A 20,311-nucleotide genomic window follows, 5' to 3' on the forward strand; every position below is an offset into this window, starting at 1 on the left:
CCACGCGGGAATTCCGTTCCCAGGACACGTAATCCGGGTATCGGCCTTTCTGCGGGACGAAGTATCGGGTTTGCGGGACGCACTGCGCACACGACGCGCAGTCCCGGACGGATGGATTCGACACGCGTGACGGAGCACCCCACCTCCCACGAGCGCCCTCAGGGCGGCGCCGGCCCCACGGACCCCCGCGGGGCGCTTCTGCGTACCCAGGAGCCGATGCGTACCGCGCCCGCCGCGGCTTTACCCGCTCAGGCACGCATGGGTGACGCGCCGGCCGAGCCGGGCACCACGGCCGCCTGCGCCAAGAGCGGGCAGGCCCCCTCGGAGCACGCCCAGCCGGCGCTCTCCGAGCACTCCCAGCCCGCGGCCACCGAGCCCGACCCGCACCGCCCGCGGCCCGCGCCGGAGACCATCCCGGCCCAGCCCGGCGGCGAGCCGGAACGGTCCGGCGGAGCCGTCGGCGGCCTGGAGCGGCGCAGCGGGCAGGGTGTGGCGCCGGGCGCCCCCATGCCCATGCGGCGGGACGGCGACCGGCTGCGGTTCGTCGGCGCCGCGACCCGCCGGATCGCCCGCGGCATAGACCTGGACGAGATCGTGATGGGTCTGTGCCGGGCCACCGTGCCGACGTTCTCGGACGCGATCCTCGTGTATCTGCGCGAGCCGCTGCCGGTCGGTGACGAGCGGCCCACCGGGCCCATGGTGCTGCGGCTGCGCCGCACCGACCGGATCCCCGAGGAGCGGGACACCGAGGGCGGCTTCATGCCCTCGTCGCTCCAGCCGGAGCAGCCCGTCGATCTGGCCGTCGTCACCGCCGAGCAGTGCGAGGTACGGCCCGGCGGGGCACTGGCCGAGGTGCTGCGGGGGGTGCGCCCCGTCTTCGCGGACGCCCCGGCCGCGCACGACGCGCTGCCCGAACTGCTGGGCCCGGACGCCGAGCTGACGGTGCCGACCGGCCAGCGGGCGATCCTCGCCCCGCTGCGCGGCCGGCGCCGGGTGATCGGCGCGGCGGTCTTCCTGCGCCGCCCCGAGCGGATGGCGTTCGAGCAGGACGACCTGCTGGTCGCCGCCCAGCTCGCCACGCACAGCGCGCTCGGCATCGACAAGGCCGTGCTGTACGGCCGCGAGGCGTACATCGCCGACGAGCTGCAGCGCACGATGCTGCCGGAGGCGCTCCCGAAGTGCACCGGCGTACGGCTCGCGCACCGGTATCTGCCGGCCGCCGAGACCGCGCGGGTCGGCGGCGACTGGTACGACGCGATTCCCCTGCCGGGGAGCCGGGTCGCGCTGGTCGTGGGCGATGTGATGGGTCATTCGATGACCTCGGCCGCGATCATGGGGCAGTTGCGGACCACCGCGCAGACGCTGGCGGGTCTCGATCTGCCGCCGCAGGAGGTGCTGCACCACCTCGACGAGCAGGCGCAGCGACTCGGTACGGACCGTATGGCGACCTGTCTGTACGCGGTGTACGACCCGGTCTCGCACCGGATCACCATCGCCAACGCGGGGCATCCGCCGCCGGTGCTGCTGCATCTGGGCGGGCGTGCCGAGGTGCTGCGGGTGCCGCCGGGCGCGCCGATCGGTGTGGGCGGGGTGGACTTCGAGGCGGTGGAGCTGGACGCGCCGGCCGGGGGCACGCTGCTGCTGTACACCGACGGGCTCGTGGAGTCCCGGCTGCGGGACGTCTGGACCGGCATAGAGCAGTTGCGGGAGAAGCTGGCCGCGACCGCGCAGCTGACCGGGCCGGACCATCCGCCGCCGCTGGAGGCCCTCTGCGACGAGGTGCTCGACATGCTCGGCCCGGGGGACCGGGACGACGACATCGCGCTGCTCGCCGCGCGGTTCGATGGGATCGCTCCCAGCGATGTCGCGTACTGGTTCCTGGAGCCGGAGGAGATGGCTCCGGGGCGGGCGCGCCGGCTGGCCCGGCACGCGTTGTCCCGCTGGGGGCTGGAGGAGCTGACCGACTCGGTCGAGCTGCTGATCAGCGAGGTCGTGACGAACGCGGTGCGGTACGCGACGCGGCCGGTCACCCTGCGGCTGCTGCGGACCGACGTACTGCGGTGCGAGGTGACCGACGACGTGCCGCAGCTGCCCCGGCTGCGGCAGGCCCGGGCGACGGACGAGGGGGGCCGCGGGCTCTACCTGGTCAACCGGCTGGCGAAGCGCTGGGGGGCCACCCGGCTGAGCGCGGGGAAGGTCGTCTGGTTCGAGCTCAACCCGGCCTGACGCGTGCGACGGAGGGGGCGCCCGGTGATCACCGGGCGCCCCCTCCGTCGTACGCCGATCCCGCGCTAGTCGTCCACTTGTGGGTCCTTGGGATCCGGTGGGAACTCGATGCCGCCGTCGTCCGACGGTGTCCCGGACGGGGTCTCCTCCGGGGTCGTCTCCGGAGTGGTCTCCGGGGTCGTCTCCGGGGCCGAAGGCGACTCGGACTTCGGGGGCTCGCTGGAGGGCGACTCGGACGGGGTCTCGCTCGGGGTCTCGCTCGGGGTCTGCGAGGGGGTCGCCGACTCGGTGGGCGCGACCGCGGCACCCTGCTTGGTGTCGAGGTCGAACTTGGTGGGCTTGCCCATCACACCGAAGGTGTAGCTGGCCCAGATCTGGGCGGGGAAGCCACCGCCGTTGACCCGAGGGACGCCGACGGCGTTGTACATCGAGACGTGCTTGCCGCTCTTGCTCATGTCCTCGCCGAAGAGGCCGACGGAGGTCACGAGGTTCGGGGTGTAGCCGGTGAACCAGGCGGAGCGGTTCTCGTCGGAGGTACCCGTCTTGCCGGCGACCTGCTGGCCGTTGCGGGACGGGTTGTCGCGGACGGACGTCTTGGCCGTACCGTCGTCGACCACGCCGGTGAGGACCGAGGTGACCGTGTCGGCGGCCTGCTCGCTGATGACCTGCTCGCCGATCGGGTCGGGGAAGGTGACCTTGCCGTCCCGGTGCGTGGCCGAGGCGAGGAGGGTCGGGGTGACCTTCTTGCCGTGGTTGTCGAGGGTGGCGTAGATGCCGGCCATCTCCAGCGGGCTGGCGCCCATGGAGCCCAGGGTCTGGGCGGGCACGGCCTGCATGCCCTCGGTGTCCATGCCGAGCTTCCCGGCGACCTCCATGACCTTCTCCATGCCCACGTCCACGCCCATCTGCGCGAAGACGGAGTTGATGGACTTGTTCATGGCGGTCTGGACGGTCACGTCGCCGTAGTCGACGTTGTCCTCGTTCGGCGGGTTGAAGCCGACCGCGGTGCCGTTGTCCATGACCTTGTGCCGGCTGTCACCGTCGTAGACCGTGCTGGCGGTGATCGGGTCGCCGTCCTGCGTCTCGGCGGCCTCGTCGACAGCGGCGGCGAGGATGACCGGCTTGAAGGTGGAGGCGGGCTGGTAGTCCCGGCGGGTCGCGTTGTTCGTGAAGTGCTTGACGTAGTCGACGCCGCCGTACATGGCGACGATCTTTCCGGTCTTCGGGTCGACGGAGACGGCACCGGCCTGGATGTACTTGTCGACCTTGCGCTTCTTGGTGTCGAGCTTGCTGGTGAGGCGCTGCTTGACGGCCTTCTCCAGCGCGGCCTGCTTCTTCGGGTTGATGTTCAGCTTGAGGGTCCAGCCGCCCGCCTCGATCTTCGTCCTGGCCTCTTCGATGTCGGCCGCTTTGCCGTCGGTCACGAGCTGCTTGGCCAGTTGGTCGTTGGCGGCCTTCACCAGGTAGCCGTTCTGGCCCTCCAGATCAGGGGCGGCCTGCGGCGGCTTCAGCTTGGGCATCTTCATGCCCGCGCGCTCCGAGGTGGTCAGCTTCTTCATCTTGACCATGTTGTCCAGGACGTAGTTCCAGCGGTTCGTGACCAGCTTCCGGCCCGTGGGGGTGGCGGTGGCCAGGTCGTACTGGCTGGGGGCCTGGAGCAGCGCGGCGAGGTAGGCGCCCTGTTCGACGCTGAGCTTGTCGGCGTCCTTGCGGAAGTACGCCTGCGCGGCGGCCTGGATGCCCCAGGAGCTGCGGCCGTAGAAGCTGGTGTTGATGTAGCCGGCGAGGATGTAGTCCTTGGTCTCGTTGCGCTCCAGCTTCAGGGAGATGACCAGTTCGTTGAGCTTGCGGGTCACCGTCTGGTCGGACGTCAGGTAGTAGTTCTTGACGTACTGCTGGGTGATGGTCGAGCCGCCCTGCTTACCCTTGCCGGACAGGGTGTTGATCAGACCGCGGGCCATGCCCTTGAAGTCGACGCCGGGGTCCGAGTAGAAGCTCATGTTCTCGGCGGCGACGAAGGTCTGCTGGACCTTCTTGGGGACCTTGTCGAGGTCGACGATCTCGCGGTTGGTGTTGCCGGTGCGGGCGAGGATCTTGCCGTTGGAGAACTCGTAGACGTTGCTCTCCTGGGTGGCCTGCGGGTTGCCGTCCTTGGGAACGTCGATCGACATGTAGAGCGCCACGAAGGCGGCCATGCCGAGCAGGCAGACGCCGAAGAACGTGCCGAGGACCTTCTTCCAGGTGAACATGCGGCGCAGGAAGGACTTCTGCTTCTTCTTGCCGGCTCCCTTGGCCGCCGCTCTGGCCGCCGCCCGGCCACCGCCCTCGGGCGCGCCTATCACGGTCGTCGTGCCGGCCGCTTCGCCCCCGGACGAGCGCTGGGGCGCCGCGCGGCGACCGCCGCGCTGCCGCGCTCGTCTTTCTTCCGCTCGTCCCATGGCTCCGGTCCGCTCCGACTTCTGCTCGGTCTCATACGTCACTCGGGTGTTGTCAGCTCAGCAAGCTAACACCGAGGACTGGGGCAAGAGGGAGTCGGTCCGCTCTGTGACGGCGTGACAATGCGCACGCGAGCACGCGTGTCGCAGACGTCATCCCACCGGAACGGACGTTTCAACAGGCCGGATGGTTGCCCCACCAGGCTCACGCGTTGGAGACGCCCCCGGTGACAGAACCGTGACAATCGGCTCTGACCTGCGCCCCCTCGGGCCCTCGTGGACCTCTATACACGGCAGGTATACGTGCCGTGTATACCCACTGTGTACAGTCGTGCTCATGTCCATCGGTCACACTCTCCTGGGACTCCTGGAGTCCGGGCCCCGACACGGTTACGACCTGAAGCGGGCCTTCGACGAGAAGTTCGGTCACGACCGGCCGCTGCACTACGGCCAGGTCTACTCGACGATGTCGCGCCTGCTGAAGAACGGCCTCGTCGAGGTCGACGGCGTCGAGCCCGGCGACGGCCCCGAACGCAAGCGGTACGCCATCACCCAGGCCGGCATCACGGATGTCCAGCGGTGGCTCGCGACCCCCGAGAAGCCCGAGCCGTATCTGCAGTCGACCCTCTACACGAAGGTCGTCCTCGCCCTGCTCACCGACCGCGACGCGGCCGACATCCTCGACACCCAGCGTTCCGAGCACCTGCGCATGATGCGCATCCTCACCGACCGCAAGCGCAAGGGCGACCTGGCCGATCAGCTGATCTGCGACCACGCCCTGTTCCATCTGGAGGCCGACCTGCGATGGCTGGAGCTGACCGCCGCCCGACTGGGCAGACTGGCCGAGGCGGTGGTCCGCCGATGACCCCCGCCGGCTCCCTGCTCGTCGCGACCGACGTGCGCAAGGCGTACGGGCCGACCAACGCCCTGGACGGCGCCGCGTTCTCCATCCACCCCGGCGAGGTCGTCGCGGTGATGGGCCCCTCCGGCTCCGGCAAGTCGACGCTGCTGCACTGCCTCGCCGGGATCGTGCCGCCCGACTCGGGCTCGATCACGTACAACGGCCGCGAGATGTCCACCATGAACGACAGCGAGCGCAGCGCGCTGCGGCGCAGCGAGTTCGGGTTCGTCTTCCAGTTCGGCCAGCTCGTGCCGGAGCTGACGTGCGTGGAGAACGTGGCGCTGCCGCTGCGGCTGAACGGCGGCTCCCGCAAGGAGTCCGAGCGGACCGCCCTCGGCTGGATGGAGCGCCTGGAGGTCGACGACCTCGCCCGCAAGCGTCCCGGTGAGGTCTCCGGCGGCCAGGGCCAGCGGGTCGCCGTGGCGCGGGCGCTGGTCACCGGTCCCCGGGTGCTGTTCGCGGACGAGCCCACCGGCGCGCTCGACTCGCTCAACGGCGAGCGCGTGATGGAACTGCTCACCGAGGCCGCCCGGTCCACCAACGCCGCCGTCGTCCTCGTCACCCACGAGGCGCGGGTGGCCGCGTACTCGGACCGGGAGATCGTCGTACGGGACGGGAAGTCCCGGGACATGGAGCGCGTCGTATGAGCGCCACCGTGCGCCAGTGGTACCGGGACCTGGCCATGGGGGCCAGGTTCGCCTTCACCGGGGGCCGCGAGGGCTGGGTGCGTGCCCTGCTCACGGCGGTCGGCGTGGGACTCGGCGTGGCGCTGCTGCTGCTCACCACGGCGATACCGAACGCCCTGGAGACCCGGGGGGACCGTGAGGACGCCCGGCAGGACCGGGGCATCGGCTATCTGGAGGACAACACCCGCTCCAAGCCGACCGACCGGAGCCTGATCGTCGCCGACACCGACACCGAGTACCGGCACCAGGAGATCAGGGGACGGCTCCTCGAACAGGAGGGCGCGGACGCGCCGCCGCCGCCGGGACTCACGACGTTCCCCGCCGTGGGCGAGATGGTCGTCTCCCCGGCCCTCGCCGACCTGCTGTCGTCGGACGCCGGGGAGCTCCTGCGCGACCGGCTGCCGTACCGGACGGCGGGCACCATCGGCGAGACCGGACTGATCGGCCCGGGTGAACTCGCCTACTACGCCGGAGCCGAGGGACTCGCGCAACGGCTCGACGGCTCCGTGGTGGCACGGATCGACCGGTTCGGTACGACCGACCAGCCGCAGGATCAGCAGGAGGAGATGGACCCGATCCTGGTGCTGCTCACGCTGGTCGTCTTCGTGGTGCTGCTGATGCCGGTCGCCGTCTTCATCGCCACGGCCGTACGGTTCGGCGGCGACCGGCGCGACCGCAGGCTGGCGGCGCTGCGGCTGGTGGGCTCCGACGGACGGATGACGCGGCGGATCGCGGCGGGCGAGGCGCTCTCGGGTGCCGTGCTGGGGCTGTTCTTCGGTACCTGCTTCTTCCTGGCCGGCCGCGCGGTCGTCGGCTCGGTCGAGGTGTTCGACGTCAGTGTGTTCCCGAGCTACCTCGACCCCTCCCCCGCGCTGGCCCTGCTGGTGGCGCTCGCGGTGCCCGCCGCCGCCGTCCTCGTCACCCTGTTCGCGCTGCGCGGTGTCGTCATCGAACCGCTCGGTGTGGTCCGCACGGCCAGGCCCGCGCGCCGCAGGCTCTGGTGGCGGCTGCTGCTGCCGCTCGGCGGTCTCGCCCTGCTCTACCCGATGATCGGCCAGGGCGCGGAGGGCGGGGCGTTCAACGAGTACCTGGTGACCGGCGGTGTCGTGCTGCTGCTGTTCGGCATCACCGCGCTGCTGCCGTGGGTGGTCGAGGCGTTCGTCGCCCGGCTCGGCTCCGGCGGCCTCTCCTGGCAGCTGGCGGTCCGCAGGCTCCAGCTGAGCAGCGGCTCGGCGGCCCGCATGGTCAACGGCATCGCCGTGGCGGTGGCCGGCGCGATCGCCCTGCAGATGCTGTTCGCCGGCGCCGAGGGCAGGTACACCGAGTCGACCGGCCAGGACGTCACCCGGACCCAGATGGAGCTGACGCTGCCGGACGACCTCCCGGTGGGCGTCGCCGCCAAGGAGCTGAAGCGGGCCAAGGGGGCCCGGGCCATCGCCGTGCTCTCCAGCGCGGAGGCGTCCCCCACCACCAAGGACCCCGAGGCGTGGGTGGGGGTGACCGTCGGCGACTGCGCCGCGCTGCGCGAACTGGCCGCCCTCCCCTCGTGCCGGGACGGTGACGTCTTCCTGCTGAAGACCCCCGAGCGCGTCCGGGAGGCCGATCCCGCGAAGCTGGGCGCCCCGGGGAAGACGCTGTACTTCGACCCGTCGTTCAGCGGGGAGGAGCCGGGGGCCGAGACCGCCTGGAAGCTGCCGGGCGAGGTGAAGCCGGTGCAGCAGCGGGCCGACCCGCTGCGGACGGGCGGGGAAGGGCTGTTGGCCACCCCGGGCGCCCTGCCCGCGAAGGCGGGAGAGGAACTCTCCAGCACCGTCTACGTCCGCACCGATCCCGCGGTCCCGAACGCGCTCGACGAGGTGCGCAACGCCGCCGTTGCCGTCGATCCGCTGATCCGGACCTGGGAGTGGACCTCGACCCGCCGGCAGGACCAGTTCACGGAGATCCGCACCGGTCTGCTGGTCGGCGCGTCCGCCGTGCTCGTCCTCATCGGCGCGAGCCTCCTGGTCTCCCAGCTGGAGCAGTTGCGCGAGCGCCGGAAGCTGCTGTCGGCCCTGGTCGCCTTCGGCACCCGGCGACGCACGCTCGGTCTGTCCGTGCTGTGGCAGACGGCGATCCCGATCACGCTGGGCCTTTTCCTCGCCTCGTCGTTCGGGCTGGCCCTGGGAGCGGTACTGATGAAGATGACGGGCTTCACGGTCGCCGTCGACTGGCCGGGGGTGCTGTCGATGGCGGGCATCGGCGCGGGCGTCGTCCTGCTGGTCACGGCGCTGAGCATGCCGCCGCTGCTGCGGCTCGTGCGGCCGGAGGGCCTGCGTACGGAGTAGGCCGGTGCCGCGTCGGAGCGGCGGCACCGCCACACTGGATCCCCGCCCCCGTCTGCCGCCCGCCCGGAGTGAGGACGCCATGCCGCTCGACACCTTGAGGTCCGCGATCCCCGACTACGCCGGGGAGCTGCGGCGGAACCTGGACTCCGTCCTCGGTGACTCCGGGCTGTCGGAGCAGCGGCTGTGGGGAACGGTGCTGGCCGCGGCGATCGCCTCGCGCTCGGCCCCGGTGCTGCGCGAGCTGGCGCCGGAGGCCCGGGACCGGCTGTCGCCCGAGGCGTACACCGCGGCCAAGTCGGCGGCCGCGGCGATGGCGTTGAGCAACGTCTTCTTCCGTACCCGGCACCTGCTGTCCGACCACGCGTACGGCGAGCTGCGGACCGGGCTGCGGACGAAGGTGCTCGGCGATCCGGGGGTGGACCGGGTCGACTACGAGTTGTGGGCGCTCGCCGTGTCCGCGATCAACGCGTGCGGGGCGTGTCTGGACTCGCACGAGCAGGCGCTGCGCAGGGCGGGGGTCGGGCGGGAGACCGTGCAGGAGGCGTTCCGGATCGCGTCGGTGATCCAGGCGGTCGGGGTCACGCTGGAGGCGGAGGCGGTGCTCTCCGAGTGAGCGCGGGTGGGGTGGGGTCGGGGGGCGCCTGAGAGTTCGGGGGGTGCGGTGGTGGGGCGGCTGCGGGCCGGTTGGGGCTGGTCGCGCGGTTCCCCGCGCCGCTGAAGGGCCTCCGGCCCTTCGGAAAACAACTCGCGGCCCTGTTTCCGTCCTTGGCAGGATCGGTCCCCATGGCCTCCCTCTCCCCCCACTCCTCCCACTCCTCCCTCTCCTTCGACGATCTCGTCGCCGAAGCCGATGCCGTGCCCACCGACGGGTGGGACTTCTCCTGGTTCGAGGGGCGGGCCACGGAGGCCCGGCCGTCGTGGGGGTACGCGCGGGCCATGGGTGAGCGGCTGGGGCGGGCTGCGGCGGCCCTGGACCTCGACACCGGGGGTGGCGAGGTGCTCGCCTCCGCTCCCCGGCTCCCGGCGGTGACCGTGGCCACGGAGGGGTGGCCGCCGAACGTCGCCAGGGCGACGGCTCTGCTGCACCCGCGGGGCGCCGTGGTGGTGGCCGTGCCGCAGGACGCGCCGCTGCCGTTCGCGGACGGGGCGTTCGACCTGGTCACCAGCAGGCATCCGGTGCGCGCGCACTGGTCGGAGATCGCCCGGGTGCTCGCCCCCGGCGGCACGTACTTCGCCCAGCACGTGGGTCCGGCCAGCGTCTTCGAGCTGGTCGAGCACTTCACCGGGCCGCTGCCGGAGGAGACCCGGCGCGGCCGCCACCCGGACGACGAGCGCGCCGACGCCGAGGCGGCCGGGCTGGAGATCGTGGATCTGCGGGCCGAGCGGCTCCGGATGGAGTTCCACGACATCGGCGCGGTCGTGCACTTCCTGAAGAAGGTCGTCTGGATGGTGCCCGGTTTCACCGTCGAGGCGTACCTGCCTCAGCTGCGTTCCCTGCACGAGCGGATCCGGCGGGAGGGCCCGTTCGTCGCGCACAGCGCCCGCCACCTCTTCGAGGCCCGCAAGCCGGCCGGATGACGGACGCTCTCAGGCGTGCGGTCCGACCGTGACCTTCCCGATCGCCAACTCGGGCCGCGCCTGCAGCACTTCACCCACCCGCTCGGCCCACTCCCCCACCTCCTTCTCCTGCTCCGCGTCCAGTCGGCCCAGCGGCTCCACCGTGACCGTCGTACGCCGCCCCTGCCGCCGCTGGTGCCAGACGCCCGCGACCACGCCGTCGACCAGCAGCAGCGGGTGGTTGCCCGCCTGCCCACGGGCGAGGGCGCGTTCGTACGCCGCCCCGGGGAACAGCCGCTCGCGGGGCTGCGCGGCGATGCCGTACGCGTCGAAGTAGGGCAGCAGCCGGACGCCCCGCAGGACGCCGGCGGGGTCCTCGGGGAAGCAGGTGTCGCCCGCGGCCACCCAGGCCGGCTCGCCCTCGAAGTCGACCCGTTCGATCTCGCCGGCCAGGTCCAGCGAGGCGAAGAGCCGGTCGGACCAGGCGCCGGGGGCCGCCGCCCACCGGGCGAAGTGGCGCGGGGAGGCGGGGCCGTAGGCGCGCAGATAGTGCCGTACGAGCAGGGGCAGGCCGTCTTCCGGCGAGGTCAGGGGTGTGAAGCGCGGGGGCCGGGTGTAGGTCGCCCTGCGGCCGCGGTCGGGGGCGAAGCACAGGGCGCCGGACTGGCCGGCGCGGTGCAGCACCTGGCGCCAGCGGGGCCACAGGCCCTGGAAGGCGGGCATGACGAGGTCCCCGGCCCAGGGTCCGGTCCGTGCGACGACCTCCTCGCCCAGCTCGTCGACGGTCAGCGTGGCCCCGTCGAGGGCGGCGCCGACGGCGGCCACCACCTGGGCCGCCTGCTCCTCGTCGAGCCGTACGTCCGGGGCGAAGGGGCTCGGCCCGGACGGGATCGCGGTGAGCGCGGCCGTCCACAGGGGCAGTTCGGCGGTGGGCAGCAGATGCACGGTGCCGCGGGGCCCGAACGTCTTCACCAGCGTCCGGTCCTCCCACAGCGCGGCCCGTACGTCCGCCCGTGTGACCCCCTCCATGCGCAGGCCCAGCGACAGCTCGGCCGCCGACAGCACCTGGGCGTGGGCGCCGAGCAGCGCGGCCGCCACCTCGGCGACCGGTGTGCCGGCCGGTGCCGGTGACCCCAGGAACAGCCGTTCCGTCCGCCGCGCGCTCGCCTGCTCCCAGGTGACCCGCACGGCCGGTCCGCCCTGTGCGGTCCGCCCGCTCTTCCTTGTCCGCCCCGCACCCGTGGCCGTCATCGCGTGTACACCCCTCGCGCTCGTCGCCGTCATCGCCCTCATGGCCGTCGTGGCCGTCATGGCCGTCATGGCCGTCATGGCCGTCATGGCCGTCATGGCCGTCATGGACGTCGTGGGAGCGACGTTAGGTCCGATCGAGGTCGGATCCTGACCTATATCGGGGTGTCCACATCGTTATCGCCTGCGGCTTGGCTTCCCCGACCCCTCTCACGTAGGTTCAGACCAAGGGAATTCGCGTGAGCAAAGCTGCGCGGTACGGCGTCGCGCAGTGGAGGGGGCTGCGCGAAGCCGTGCGCCCCGCCCTGGCCGTCAAGCGCGCGTTCCTCCCGCGCTTCACCCGTACGGGGACGCCACGCCCGATCTCCCCGGAAGCCGCACAACGGCGCGCAAACCTCACATTCCCTGCGGGAAACCGCCTTTCCCCCTTCGAATCCGCCGGGATTCAGCCATGATCACCCCTGGATCCCGCCCTGAAGGAACGCTTCCGCATTCACCGTCACGCTGTCGTCCGGCTCCGGAGAGTAGTTGTGGCCCGCCGATGCACGCAGCATCACTCACGAAGGGTTATGGTGGAAACCCCCCCCTCGGGCCGGTCCGTCTCCCCCCCACGGACCGGCCCGTTTTTTCTGCCCGCACGACCTCCCGCCCGAGGGACACAGCCGCAGGCCGGGCCGCGGTACTCCCCCCGGCAGGGGCCCCAAGTCCCCCAACCCCGGGCCTCCCAAGGGCTCCGGCACCGGTAGGCTTCGGCTCTCCAAGGGGACCGTCACCGCACCGGAGGGGCTGGAACACGTGAACCTGCGCGACACACTGCGCGGCCTGTTGGTCAAGGTCTACGCACGCAGGGTCGAGGGCCACCTCGACCACGCCCAGGTGCCCGAGCACATCGGCGTGATCGTGGACGGCAGCCGGCGCTGGGCGAAGGCCGCGGGCTCCACCACGATGCAGGGCCACCAGGCCGGCGCCCACAAGATCGAGGAGTTCCTCGGCTGGTGCACCGAGACGGACGTCAAGGTCGTCACCCTGTGGCTGTTGTCCACCGACAACTTCAACCGGCCCAAGGAGGAGCTCGTCCCGCTCCTCGGCATCATCGAGGACACCGTCCGCTCCCTCGCCGCCGACGGCCGCTGGCGCGTGCACCACGTGGGGGCGCTGGACCTGCTGTCCCCCGGGATGCAGCGGGCGCTCAAGGAGGCCGAGGAGTCCACCTCGGACATCGACGGGATACTGGTCAACGTCGCCATCGGCTACGGCGGCCGCCAGGAGATCGCCGACGCGGTGCGCTCGATGCTCCTGGAGGCGCACGACAAGGGCACCTCGATGGAGGAGCTGGCCGAGTCCGTCGACATCGACATGATCGGCAGGCACCTCTACACCGTCGACCAGCCCGACCCGGATCTGGTGATCCGTACGAGCGGCGAGCAGCGGCTGTCCGGATTCATGCTCTGGCAGACGGCCCACTCCGAGTACTACTTCTGCGACGTCTTCTGGCCGGCCTTCCGGAAGGTGGACTTCCTGCGCGCCCTGCGCGACTACGCGGTGCGCGGCCGTCGTTTCGGAGGCTGAAACTCCGTATTGCGGACGAGGGGCGTACCAGTGCGTCCGGGACAGAAGTAACGAGGAGTTCACCGGGACGCCGTCGTACCGCTTGGCATGGCGGCGCATGTTCGAGGGCATAAGCCAGTCAGGTCGACACCCGAACCACGGGTGTCGGATCTCAGCGGGCGGCTCGGGGCCGTCCGCCCGGGAGGCCCTTTGCACCAGCCCGATCGTGCGGTCACAGCACGGACGAAGCAGCGGAGGGCCGGTTTCCGGCCCGTGCAACGGCGCCGTCGACCGGCCCAGTTCGAACCCGTCGCTCCCCGACCTCATCCGAGGGGGTACGTCCTTCCGTGGTGACCAGCACAAAGCGCCGTATGCCAGACCGGCGCACCTACGTCCTCGACACCAGCGTCCTGCTGGCCGACCCGAACGCCCTGAGCCGCTTCGACGAGCACGAAGTCGTGCTGCCGATCGTCGTGGTGACGGAGCTGGAGGCCAAGAGGCACCACCCCGAGCTCGGCTACTTCGCCCGGCAGGCCCTGCGCCTGCTCGACGAGTTCCGGGTCCGGCACGGCCGCCTCGACGCCCCCATCCCGATCGGGGAGCTCGGCGGGACCGTGAGGGTCGAGCTCAACCACTCGGATCCCAGCGTGCTGCCGAGCGGCTACCGCCTGGGGGACAACGACTCCCGCATCCTCGCGGTCGCCCGCAATCTGCAGGCCGAGGGCTTCGACGTCACCGTGGTGTCGAAAGACCTGCCGCTCAGGATCAAGGCGTCGTCCGTGGGGCTCCTCGCCGAGGAGTACCGCGCGGAGCTCGCCATCACGGACGCCTCCGGGTGGACCGGGATGTCCGAGCTGACCCTGGCCGGCGAACAGGTCGACATCCTCTTCGAGGAAGGGTCGATCTACGTTCCCGAGGCGAGCACCCTGCCCGTGCACACCGGCCTGACGATCCAGTCGGAGCGCGGCAAGGCACTGGGCCGGGTGACACCCGACGGCAACATCCGGCTCGTGCGGGGCGACCGGGAGGCGTTCGGCATCAAGGGCCGCAGCGCGGAGCAGCGCATCGCGCTGGATCTGCTGCTCGACCCGGACGTAGGCATCCTGTCGATGGGCGGCCGGGCCGGCACCGGCAAGTCCGCGCTCGCGCTGTGCGCGGGACTGGAGGCCGTGCTCGAACGGCGCCAGCACCAGAAGGTGATGGTCTTCCGGCCGCTGTACGCGGTGGGCGGGCAGGAGCTCGGCTATCTGCCCGGCTCCGAGTCCGAGAAGATGAGCCCCTGGGCGCAGGCGGTCTTCGACACGCTGTCCGCCGTCACCAGCCGCGAGGTCATCGAGGAGGTCACCGCACGCGGGATGCTGGAGGTCCTGCCGCTCACGCACATCCGCGGCCGTTCGCTGCACGACGCGTTCGTGATCGTGGACGAGGCGCAGTCGCTGGAGCGGAACGTCCTGCTGACCGTCCTGTCCCGGATCGGGGCGAACTCCCGTGTCGTCCTGACCCATGACGTGGCCCAGCGCGACAACCTGCGCGTCGGCCGCTACGACGGTGTCGTCGCCGTGGTCGAGAAGCTGAAGGGCCACCCGCTCTTCGCGCACGTCACGTTGACGAGGTCCGAACGGTCCCAGATCGCGGCCCTTGTGACCGAAATGCTGGAGGACGGGCAGATTTAGTACCGACCTCCCGGAATAGGTCCCAACCCCTGGGCGCCGCCCGGCAAAAGGCTCAGCAGCCTAGCCGGGCGGCGCCTTGGCGTGTGCGGCTTTCCGTGAATCTCCGGCGTCAAACGAGGTGTGAGCTTTCACACTCACCACTGAATTGCCTCCCGGTGTCTGGTTACGGCAGAGTCTCATTTCTGTCAGGCCCCGCATACGACACACCTGTACCCCCAGCGGTACGGCACCACAGCAGCACCAGGTCAACTCCATAGCCTTCGTCGTATGCCGCCCGAGCACCACGCGGCGCTCCCGCAAGGGAGTTGCCCACCGGGCCCGCGCCTCCGTGACCCCGCAGTTGGAGGCCAGCGTCAGGGGCACGATTGCGTCCGCCAGGGTCACCGAGGCGGGCGATGCTGGAAGGAAACCGTGTGAGCCGGATTTCGGTCCGGGGATTCGCAGTGGCCTCGGCCACCGCGGTCACCGCAGTCGGCAGTGTCGTCGGAGTTGCCTCGGGCAGCACCGCCCAGACGACCACTGACGACGCCGAGGCGGTCGCGAACGACACCACGTTGCTCGCCGACATACCCGTGGGTCAGCAGGCCCAGGTGCAGACCGCGTCCCTGACTGCTCAGGCCGACGCCCAGGCCATCGCCGCCGACGCGAGCGCCCGCAAGGACGCCGAGGAGACCGCCCGTAAGAAGGCGGCCCAGGACGCGATCGACAAGCAGAAGGCGGCGGAGAAGGCCGAGCAGGAGCGCAAGGCGAAGGAAGCTGCGGCGGCCGAGGTCAAGGCCAAGTCCGCTGCTGCCGGTTCGCTCGGTGACATCCCCACGCAGAGCTCGTACACCGTCGCCGAGATCCAGGCGATGGCGAAGGCCGTCGTGGCCAGCGACCAGTGGACGTGCTTCAGCAACATCGTGAACCACGAGTCCACCTGGAACTACAAGGCCGTCAACCCGTCCTCGGGCGCCTACGGTCTCTTCCAGGCGCTGCCCGGCTCCAAGATGTCGTCCGCCGGTTCCGACTGGCAGACGAACCCGGCCACGCAGATCAAGTGGGGCCTGAACTACATGGAATCGCGCTACGGCAGCCCGTGTGAAGCCTGGACGTTTTGGCAGGCCAACAACTGGTACTAGGCCCGTAGGCCGCCGAGGGCCGATGGCCCGCCGCTCAACCTTCCGAAGCCCTCCACCGTCCTTTGGTGGAGGGCTTCGGCCATGTACGGTCGATTCGCCGGGCGGGATCGCGGCCTCCGGGAGGAGTGATGACCAGCAAGGATGACGGGGGAAGAGGGCGGATGATGTCGCGGGTGCCCGGGTGGCTCGGCAGAGTCGGCACCGGGTTGAGCGGATGGGCCGACCGGCTGGAGCGACGCCGGGCGGAGATCGAGTCGGAGTCGGAGGGCCCGGACGACGGCCCCGGCGCCCCGGCCGGGCGGCGACGCGACAGCCGGGCGGACGGCGACGGTGACGGCGACGGTGACAGCGGCCTCGGCTCCGGTGCGGGGCCCGCCTCCGACGCCGGGTCCGCGTCCGGTGTCCCCGGGACCCCTGCCGATGCCCGGACCGCGGAGGAGCCCGGGACGGGCGCCCCGGTCCTCCACCGTCGGCCCGATCCCGCCTCCGCGGTGCCCTGGGGCATGCGGGTGGCGGCCGAGGCGGGCTGGCGGCTGCTCGTCCTCGCGGGCACCGTCTGGGTCCTGATGCGGATCATCAGCTCCGTACAGCTGCTGGTGCTGTCCTTCACCACCGCGCTGCTCGTCACCGCCCTGCTCCAGCCGACCGTGGCACGGCTGACCCGGCACGGCGTACCGCGCGGACTCGCCACCGCCCTGACCGCCGCCCTCGGCTTCGTCGTCATGGGGCTGATCGGCTGGTTCGTCACCTGGCAGGTCATGGAGAACGTCGACGACCTCTCCCACCAGGTCCAGGACGGCATCGACGAGTTGCAACGCTGGCTGCTCGACAGCCCGTTCCACGTCACCGAGAACCAGATCAACGACATCGCCAAGAACCTCCGCGAGGCCATCAGCGACAACACGGACACCATCACCTCGGCGGGCCTGGAGGGCGTGACCGTCCTCGTCGAGGCACTCACCGGCATCCTGCTGACGATGTTCTCCACGCTCTTCCTCCTCTACGACGGCAAGAGGATCTGGCAGTGGACGCTGAAGCTGGTGCCGGCGGCGGCCCGGCCGGGTGTCGCCGACGCGGGGCCGCGCGCCTGGCGGACGCTGACGGCGTACGTGCGCGGCACGGTGATCGTGGCGCTGATCGACGCGATCTTCATCGGCCTGGGGATCTACTTCCTCGACGTGCCGATGGCGGTCCCGCTGGCCGTCTTCATCTTCCTGTTCGCCTTCATCCCGCTGGTGGGTGCCGTCGTCTCGGGCGCGCTGGCGGTGGTGGTGGCGCTGGTGACGCAGGGCGTCTTCACGGCCGTGATGACCCTGGTCGTCGTGCTCGCCGTGCAGCAGATCGAGGGGCACATCCTGCAGCCGTTCATCCTCGGCCGGGCCGTACGGGTGCACCCGCTGGCCGTCGTGCTGGCGGTCGCCGCCGGGGGCATGATCGCGGGCATCGGCGGCGCGGTGGTGGCCGTGCCGCTGGTCGCGGTCACGAACACGGTGGTGGGGTCGTTGCGGGCGTACGCCGAGCGGACCGGGGGCGGGGGTTAACCGTTCGGGCGGCGGTCGGTGACTTCGCCGAACGCGTCCGTCGGCGGCGGGTAGTGCGCGGCGCACTCCGCGCAGGCGTAGACGTTGAAGCCGGGGCCGGTGGCCGCGTGGTGCTCGTGGACCGGTACGGGGTTCTCCGCGACACCCTCGCACCGGGCGCACATGCGGACCGGCAGGCGGCGCGGGGTGCGGTGCTCCCGACGCGTCATCGGACCGCCCCCGCCAGGCCGACGGGAACCCGTGTCTCACGGGGTACGGGCGGCTCGGCGTCCAGACCGAGTGACGCGAGGTAGAGGGCTCGGCGGCGCTCACGGAGACCCCGGGTGGCGCGCCGGCGGATGCGGTCGTCCAGGGAGCGGGCGTCCGGGCCGAGGCGCGGATGCCGTGGGCGGGGCGGGGCGGGGATCGCCGGGGTCGGGGGTGCGGGCGGAAACGCGGGCGGAAGTGGCTCGGCTCGGTGTCGGCCGCGGGGATGGGGCAGGCAGGTGTGCAGCATCCGGACCAGGATGCGGAGGATGTGGTCGAGCATGACCAGCACGCTACTGGGTAGCACTGCGCGGTGTATAGCGGTTATGCGCGCCTCATTGATTCGCACAGCTGACCGCAGCCGTACGTTGTTTGAATGACCTCGGATCCAGAGCAGTCACCGATCGACCCGCACAAGATCGCGTACGTCTACATGCAGATGGCCGATCACATTGCTGACCGCATCGCCAAGGGTGAGCTGCGACCCGGCGCTCGCCTTCCCGGCGAACGTGATCTCGCCGTCGAGTACGGAGTGGCCCACCTGACCGCCCGCCGGGCCACCCGCGAGCTGCGGGAGCGTGGTCTCGTCGTCACCCTCCCCGCCAAGGGGACGTTCGTCGCGTACCCGGAAGCCGAGACCGGCCCGTAGCCGGCCTCGCCGGTCAGCCGTCGGTCGTCGTTCCGCCGGTCCTCGGGAACGAGACCTCGACCCGGCGGTTCTTCTTGCGGCCCTCTTCCGTGGCGTTGTCGGCGATGGGGTAGTCCTCGCTGTAGCCGCGCACCTCGAAGGTGACGTTGCCGTCCAGGTCGGTGGCGAGGAGGTCGTGCACGGCCTCCGCGCGCTTCTTGGAGAGGGTCAGGCCGTGGGCGTACGAGCCGAGGTTGTCCGTGAAGCCGAAGACGCGGACCTTGACCGCGTCCTGCTTCTTGATCTCCTCCGCGATCGTCTGGATGCGGGAGCGGGCCTGGGGGTTGAGCTTCGCGCTGTTCTTCGGGAAGAGGACCTCCGCCTGGAGCGCGAACGTCACGTTCTCGTTCGTGTCCTCCCGGCGCTCCTCGCCGCCCAGGTCCTCCACGACCGACTTGATGTCCAGCACCTTCGCGGGCGCGAGCGTGGCCCCCTGGGCGAGCTTCAGGTCCGGGCTGTTGGCGTCGACCTCCGGGGGCGGGGAGGTGGTGACGGTGCCCGGGGGTTCACTCGGGTCGTCGTCGGCGTGGGCCGGCACGGCGAGGGTGAGAGCGGCCAGCACGGCCACGGCTCCGGCCAGCACGGTGGTGCGGGGGGTGGGGGCGGTCATCGTCACGTCACTCGCCCTCGGAGAGTTCGATCGTGGCGGGGGGCATGGAGCCGACCTGGAAGTCCACGGAGGTGGTGGATTCTGGGGGGGCGGGGAACTGGGCGAACCATTCCGTGGTCGCCCCGGTCAGGACACCGCCGGTGAACCTCGTGCACAGGCAACGTCCTTCTGTGTCACGCAGGACGAGGTACTTCTTCTTGCCCGCCTGATCGGTCAGGTTCGCGCCGGCGATCGATCCGCCGTTCTTGACCAGTTCACTCTCGTCACCCCGCCAGTCCGCGCCGACCCATGGCTTGCCGGTGCCATTGGTCACCGTGCCCTCGACCGTGACGAAGCCACCTCCGTCGCGCGCCGCCGATGTGACCTTGAGCGTCAGGCCACCGGCCTTGACCTCGGCAAGCACCGAATCCGCGGCGGGAGCTTCGGACTCCTGCTTCTCGTCATCTCCGTTGGCCTTGGAGGGCGTGGACGAGGATTTCGTGTCCGACGACTTGTCGTCGTCGCCTCCCCCACCACAGCCGGCCACCGTGAGAACCAGCCCGGTGGCAATCGTCACCGTGGACAGAGTCCTGCGGCCCTTCAGGGTGTACCGGAACTTCATGGACACAGCTTCCTCTCACTCGGCCAGACGCACAGAGAACATCACAGACGCGTCGGGAAGGTCGTCCGGATCGAAATTTCCGGGGTCGATGTCCACAGGCTGACCGTCACAGTCCAGGGTCACGGGCTTGGTGGGATCCGCGTCCAGAGCGAAATCGCAGCGTGGCTGAATGACCGCAGTGGCCGCAGCCGTGGCGGTCATGCTTTCGGTGCCAGGAACAATGGACTCGCCGACGGTGTAGTCGGTCTGGACCTCGACCGTGAAACCCGGATACCCGTTCACCTCGGTCGCCGCAGCGCCGCCGAGGACGGTCGACTCGTTCGCGGCAGCCAGTTGCTGCGCGGCGGCCGTGGCCCCTTCGCCGGCGAGTTCTCCGCCGGAGAGGTCCAGCCAGTCCAGCCAGTCGTCGCCCGCCTCGACGGCGTCCCCGAGGTCCAGCAACAGGTCGTCCCGCGCCTGTTGGGCCGCTGCCAGGGCCGCGGCGTCCGCGGCGGACTGGGCACCGCTACGGGCGGACGCCGCCTGGGCGAACGCGAAGAAGGCCAACGCCGCGAACAGCAGAATCGCCGTCAGCCAGATGTAGAGGGGCAGGGTGGACCCACGGTCGTCGAACGGCTGTAGGGTCGTCAGCCGCCGATGACGTTGCTCACGGCGGCCAGGATCGCGCTCGAGATCAGCCCGTCCAACCCCAACCCGTCGATCATCACGAAGATCCCCGCGACGATGATCATGATGCCCGCGTACTCCACGAACCCCGCGCCCGCGTCCCGCCCCTTCCCCCGCATGCGGGAGACGGCGGTGGTCCTCCAGGACTCGAAACGGTGCTTCACCTTCATGGCGGTTGCCTTCCCGCGCGATGCCGACACCAACCGGATCACCGTACGGGAGACCGCGTGTACCGGGAGT

Annotated in this window: 20 protein-coding genes; 12 read left to right on the plus strand and 8 right to left on the minus strand. The window is 70.9% G+C overall.

Going from position 1 to position 20,311, the window contains the following annotated elements; all coding sequences use genetic code 11:
* Nucleotides 1-111 precede the first annotated feature (111 nt).
* A complete protein-coding gene (locus PYR72_RS18170) occupies nucleotides 112-2,226 on the plus strand; it encodes a SpoIIE family protein phosphatase (RefSeq protein ID WP_275456310.1) in 2,115 nt (704 codons plus the stop codon).
* 65 nt (nucleotides 2,227-2,291) lie between these two features.
* Here the strand turns inward: PYR72_RS18170 and PYR72_RS18175 are convergent, their stop codons facing one another.
* A complete protein-coding gene (locus PYR72_RS18175) occupies nucleotides 2,292-4,664 on the minus strand; it encodes a transglycosylase domain-containing protein (RefSeq protein WP_275460440.1) in 2,373 nt (790 codons plus the stop codon).
* 334 nt (nucleotides 4,665-4,998) lie between these two features.
* On the opposite strand from PYR72_RS18175, the gene PYR72_RS18180 reads away from it, so the two are divergent.
* The 5 genes from PYR72_RS18180 to PYR72_RS18200 all read left to right on the plus strand — a co-directional run bounded on the left by PYR72_RS18180 (nucleotide 4,999) and on the right by PYR72_RS18200 (nucleotide 10,150).
* Nucleotides 4,999-5,526, plus strand: a complete 528-nt coding sequence (locus PYR72_RS18180; protein WP_275456311.1) for a PadR family transcriptional regulator — start codon at nucleotides 4,999-5,001, stop codon at nucleotides 5,524-5,526.
* Nucleotides 5,523-6,209 (plus strand): ABC transporter ATP-binding protein, encoded by a 687-nt coding sequence (locus PYR72_RS18185; protein WP_275456312.1) that lies wholly within the window; start codon nucleotides 5,523-5,525, stop codon nucleotides 6,207-6,209. Before PYR72_RS18180 ends, PYR72_RS18185 begins: the two co-directional genes overlap by 4 nt.
* Nucleotides 6,206-8,572 carry an FtsX-like permease family protein gene (locus tag PYR72_RS18190; RefSeq protein ID WP_275456313.1) on the plus strand — a complete coding sequence of 789 codons (2,367 nt, stop codon included), beginning with the start codon at nucleotides 6,206-6,208 and terminating at the stop codon, nucleotides 8,570-8,572. The genes PYR72_RS18185 and PYR72_RS18190 overlap by 4 nt, the downstream gene beginning before the upstream one ends.
* A 79-nt stretch (nucleotides 8,573-8,651) precedes the next feature.
* Nucleotides 8,652-9,185, plus strand: a complete 534-nt coding sequence (locus PYR72_RS18195) for a carboxymuconolactone decarboxylase family protein (protein ID WP_275456314.1) — start codon at nucleotides 8,652-8,654, stop codon at nucleotides 9,183-9,185.
* A 170-nt stretch (nucleotides 9,186-9,355) separates the two neighbouring features.
* Nucleotides 9,356-10,150, plus strand: a complete 795-nt coding sequence (locus tag PYR72_RS18200) for a class I SAM-dependent methyltransferase (protein WP_275456315.1) — start codon at nucleotides 9,356-9,358, stop codon at nucleotides 10,148-10,150.
* Nucleotides 10,151-10,159: 9 nt separating this feature from the next.
* Here PYR72_RS18200 and PYR72_RS18205 read toward each other — a convergent pair whose 3' ends face one another.
* Nucleotides 10,160-11,380 (minus strand): winged helix DNA-binding domain-containing protein, encoded by a 1,221-nt coding sequence (locus PYR72_RS18205; RefSeq protein ID WP_275456316.1) that lies wholly within the window; start codon nucleotides 11,378-11,380, stop codon nucleotides 10,160-10,162.
* Here PYR72_RS18205 and PYR72_RS18210 point away from each other — a divergent pair.
* The 5 genes from PYR72_RS18210 (at nucleotide 11,370) to PYR72_RS18230 (ending at nucleotide 17,260) form a co-directional block, all read left to right on the plus strand.
* On the plus strand, nucleotides 11,370-11,531 hold the full coding sequence (locus PYR72_RS18210) for a hypothetical protein (RefSeq protein WP_275456317.1): 162 nt from the start codon (nucleotides 11,370-11,372) through the stop codon (nucleotides 11,529-11,531). The genes PYR72_RS18205 and PYR72_RS18210 overlap by 11 nt on opposite strands.
* A 641-nt stretch (nucleotides 11,532-12,172) precedes the next feature.
* Nucleotides 12,173-12,946 carry an isoprenyl transferase gene (locus PYR72_RS18215; RefSeq protein ID WP_013001116.1) on the plus strand — a complete coding sequence of 258 codons (774 nt, stop codon included), beginning with the start codon at nucleotides 12,173-12,175 and terminating at the stop codon, nucleotides 12,944-12,946.
* Between the two features lie 326 nt (nucleotides 12,947-13,272).
* On the plus strand, nucleotides 13,273-14,598 hold the full coding sequence (locus PYR72_RS18220) for a PhoH family protein (protein WP_275456318.1): 1,326 nt from the start codon (nucleotides 13,273-13,275) through the stop codon (nucleotides 14,596-14,598).
* A 395-nt stretch (nucleotides 14,599-14,993) separates the two neighbouring features.
* Nucleotides 14,994-15,719, plus strand: a complete 726-nt coding sequence (locus PYR72_RS18225; protein WP_275456319.1) for a transglycosylase SLT domain-containing protein — start codon at nucleotides 14,994-14,996, stop codon at nucleotides 15,717-15,719.
* A 164-nt stretch (nucleotides 15,720-15,883) separates the two neighbouring features.
* On the plus strand, nucleotides 15,884-17,260 hold the full coding sequence (locus tag PYR72_RS18230) for an AI-2E family transporter (protein WP_275460441.1): 1,377 nt from the start codon (nucleotides 15,884-15,886) through the stop codon (nucleotides 17,258-17,260).
* Here the strand turns inward: PYR72_RS18230 and PYR72_RS18235 are convergent.
* Nucleotides 17,257-17,469, minus strand: a complete 213-nt coding sequence (locus tag PYR72_RS18235) for a hypothetical protein (protein WP_275456320.1) — start codon at nucleotides 17,467-17,469, stop codon at nucleotides 17,257-17,259. The two genes, PYR72_RS18230 and PYR72_RS18235, sit on opposite strands and share 4 nt — an antisense overlap.
* Nucleotides 17,466-17,789: a hypothetical protein gene (locus PYR72_RS18240; RefSeq protein ID WP_275456321.1), complete on the minus strand. Its 324-nt coding sequence runs from the start codon at nucleotides 17,787-17,789 to the stop codon at nucleotides 17,466-17,468. Before PYR72_RS18240 ends, PYR72_RS18235 begins: the two co-directional genes overlap by 4 nt.
* A gap of 93 nt (nucleotides 17,790-17,882) precedes the next feature.
* Here PYR72_RS18240 and PYR72_RS18245 point away from each other — a divergent pair, with 93 nt between their 5' ends.
* Nucleotides 17,883-18,155 (plus strand): winged helix-turn-helix domain-containing protein, encoded by a 273-nt coding sequence (locus PYR72_RS18245; protein ID WP_275456322.1) that lies wholly within the window; start codon nucleotides 17,883-17,885, stop codon nucleotides 18,153-18,155.
* Nucleotides 18,156-18,168: 13 nt separating this feature from the next.
* On the opposite strand, the gene PYR72_RS18250 is transcribed toward PYR72_RS18245, so the two are convergent.
* Genes PYR72_RS18250 through PYR72_RS18265 form a run of 4 tightly spaced genes read right to left on the minus strand, consistent with a single transcriptional unit; the run spans nucleotide 18,169 to nucleotide 20,241 of the window.
* Nucleotides 18,169-18,804 carry an OmpA family protein gene (locus PYR72_RS18250; RefSeq protein ID WP_275456323.1) on the minus strand — a complete coding sequence of 212 codons (636 nt, stop codon included), beginning with the start codon at nucleotides 18,802-18,804 and terminating at the stop codon, nucleotides 18,169-18,171.
* Between the two features lie 7 nt (nucleotides 18,805-18,811).
* Nucleotides 18,812-19,405 carry a hypothetical protein gene (locus PYR72_RS18255; RefSeq protein ID WP_275456324.1) on the minus strand — a complete coding sequence of 198 codons (594 nt, stop codon included), beginning with the start codon at nucleotides 19,403-19,405 and terminating at the stop codon, nucleotides 18,812-18,814.
* Between the two features lie 15 nt (nucleotides 19,406-19,420).
* Complete coding sequence (locus tag PYR72_RS18260) at nucleotides 19,421-20,035, minus strand: pilus assembly protein TadG-related protein (RefSeq protein ID WP_275460442.1); 615 nt, start codon at nucleotides 20,033-20,035, stop codon at nucleotides 19,421-19,423.
* Nucleotides 20,032-20,241, minus strand: a complete 210-nt coding sequence (locus PYR72_RS18265) for a hypothetical protein (protein WP_275460443.1) — start codon at nucleotides 20,239-20,241, stop codon at nucleotides 20,032-20,034. The genes PYR72_RS18260 and PYR72_RS18265 overlap by 4 nt, the downstream gene beginning before the upstream one ends.
* Nucleotides 20,242-20,311: the final 70 nt, after the last annotated feature.

The sequence above is a fragment of the Streptomyces sp. VNUA24 genome, from assembly GCF_029167005.1.
In the GTDB taxonomy this organism is placed as follows: Bacteria; Actinomycetota; Actinomycetes; order Streptomycetales; family Streptomycetaceae; genus Streptomyces; species Streptomyces scabiei.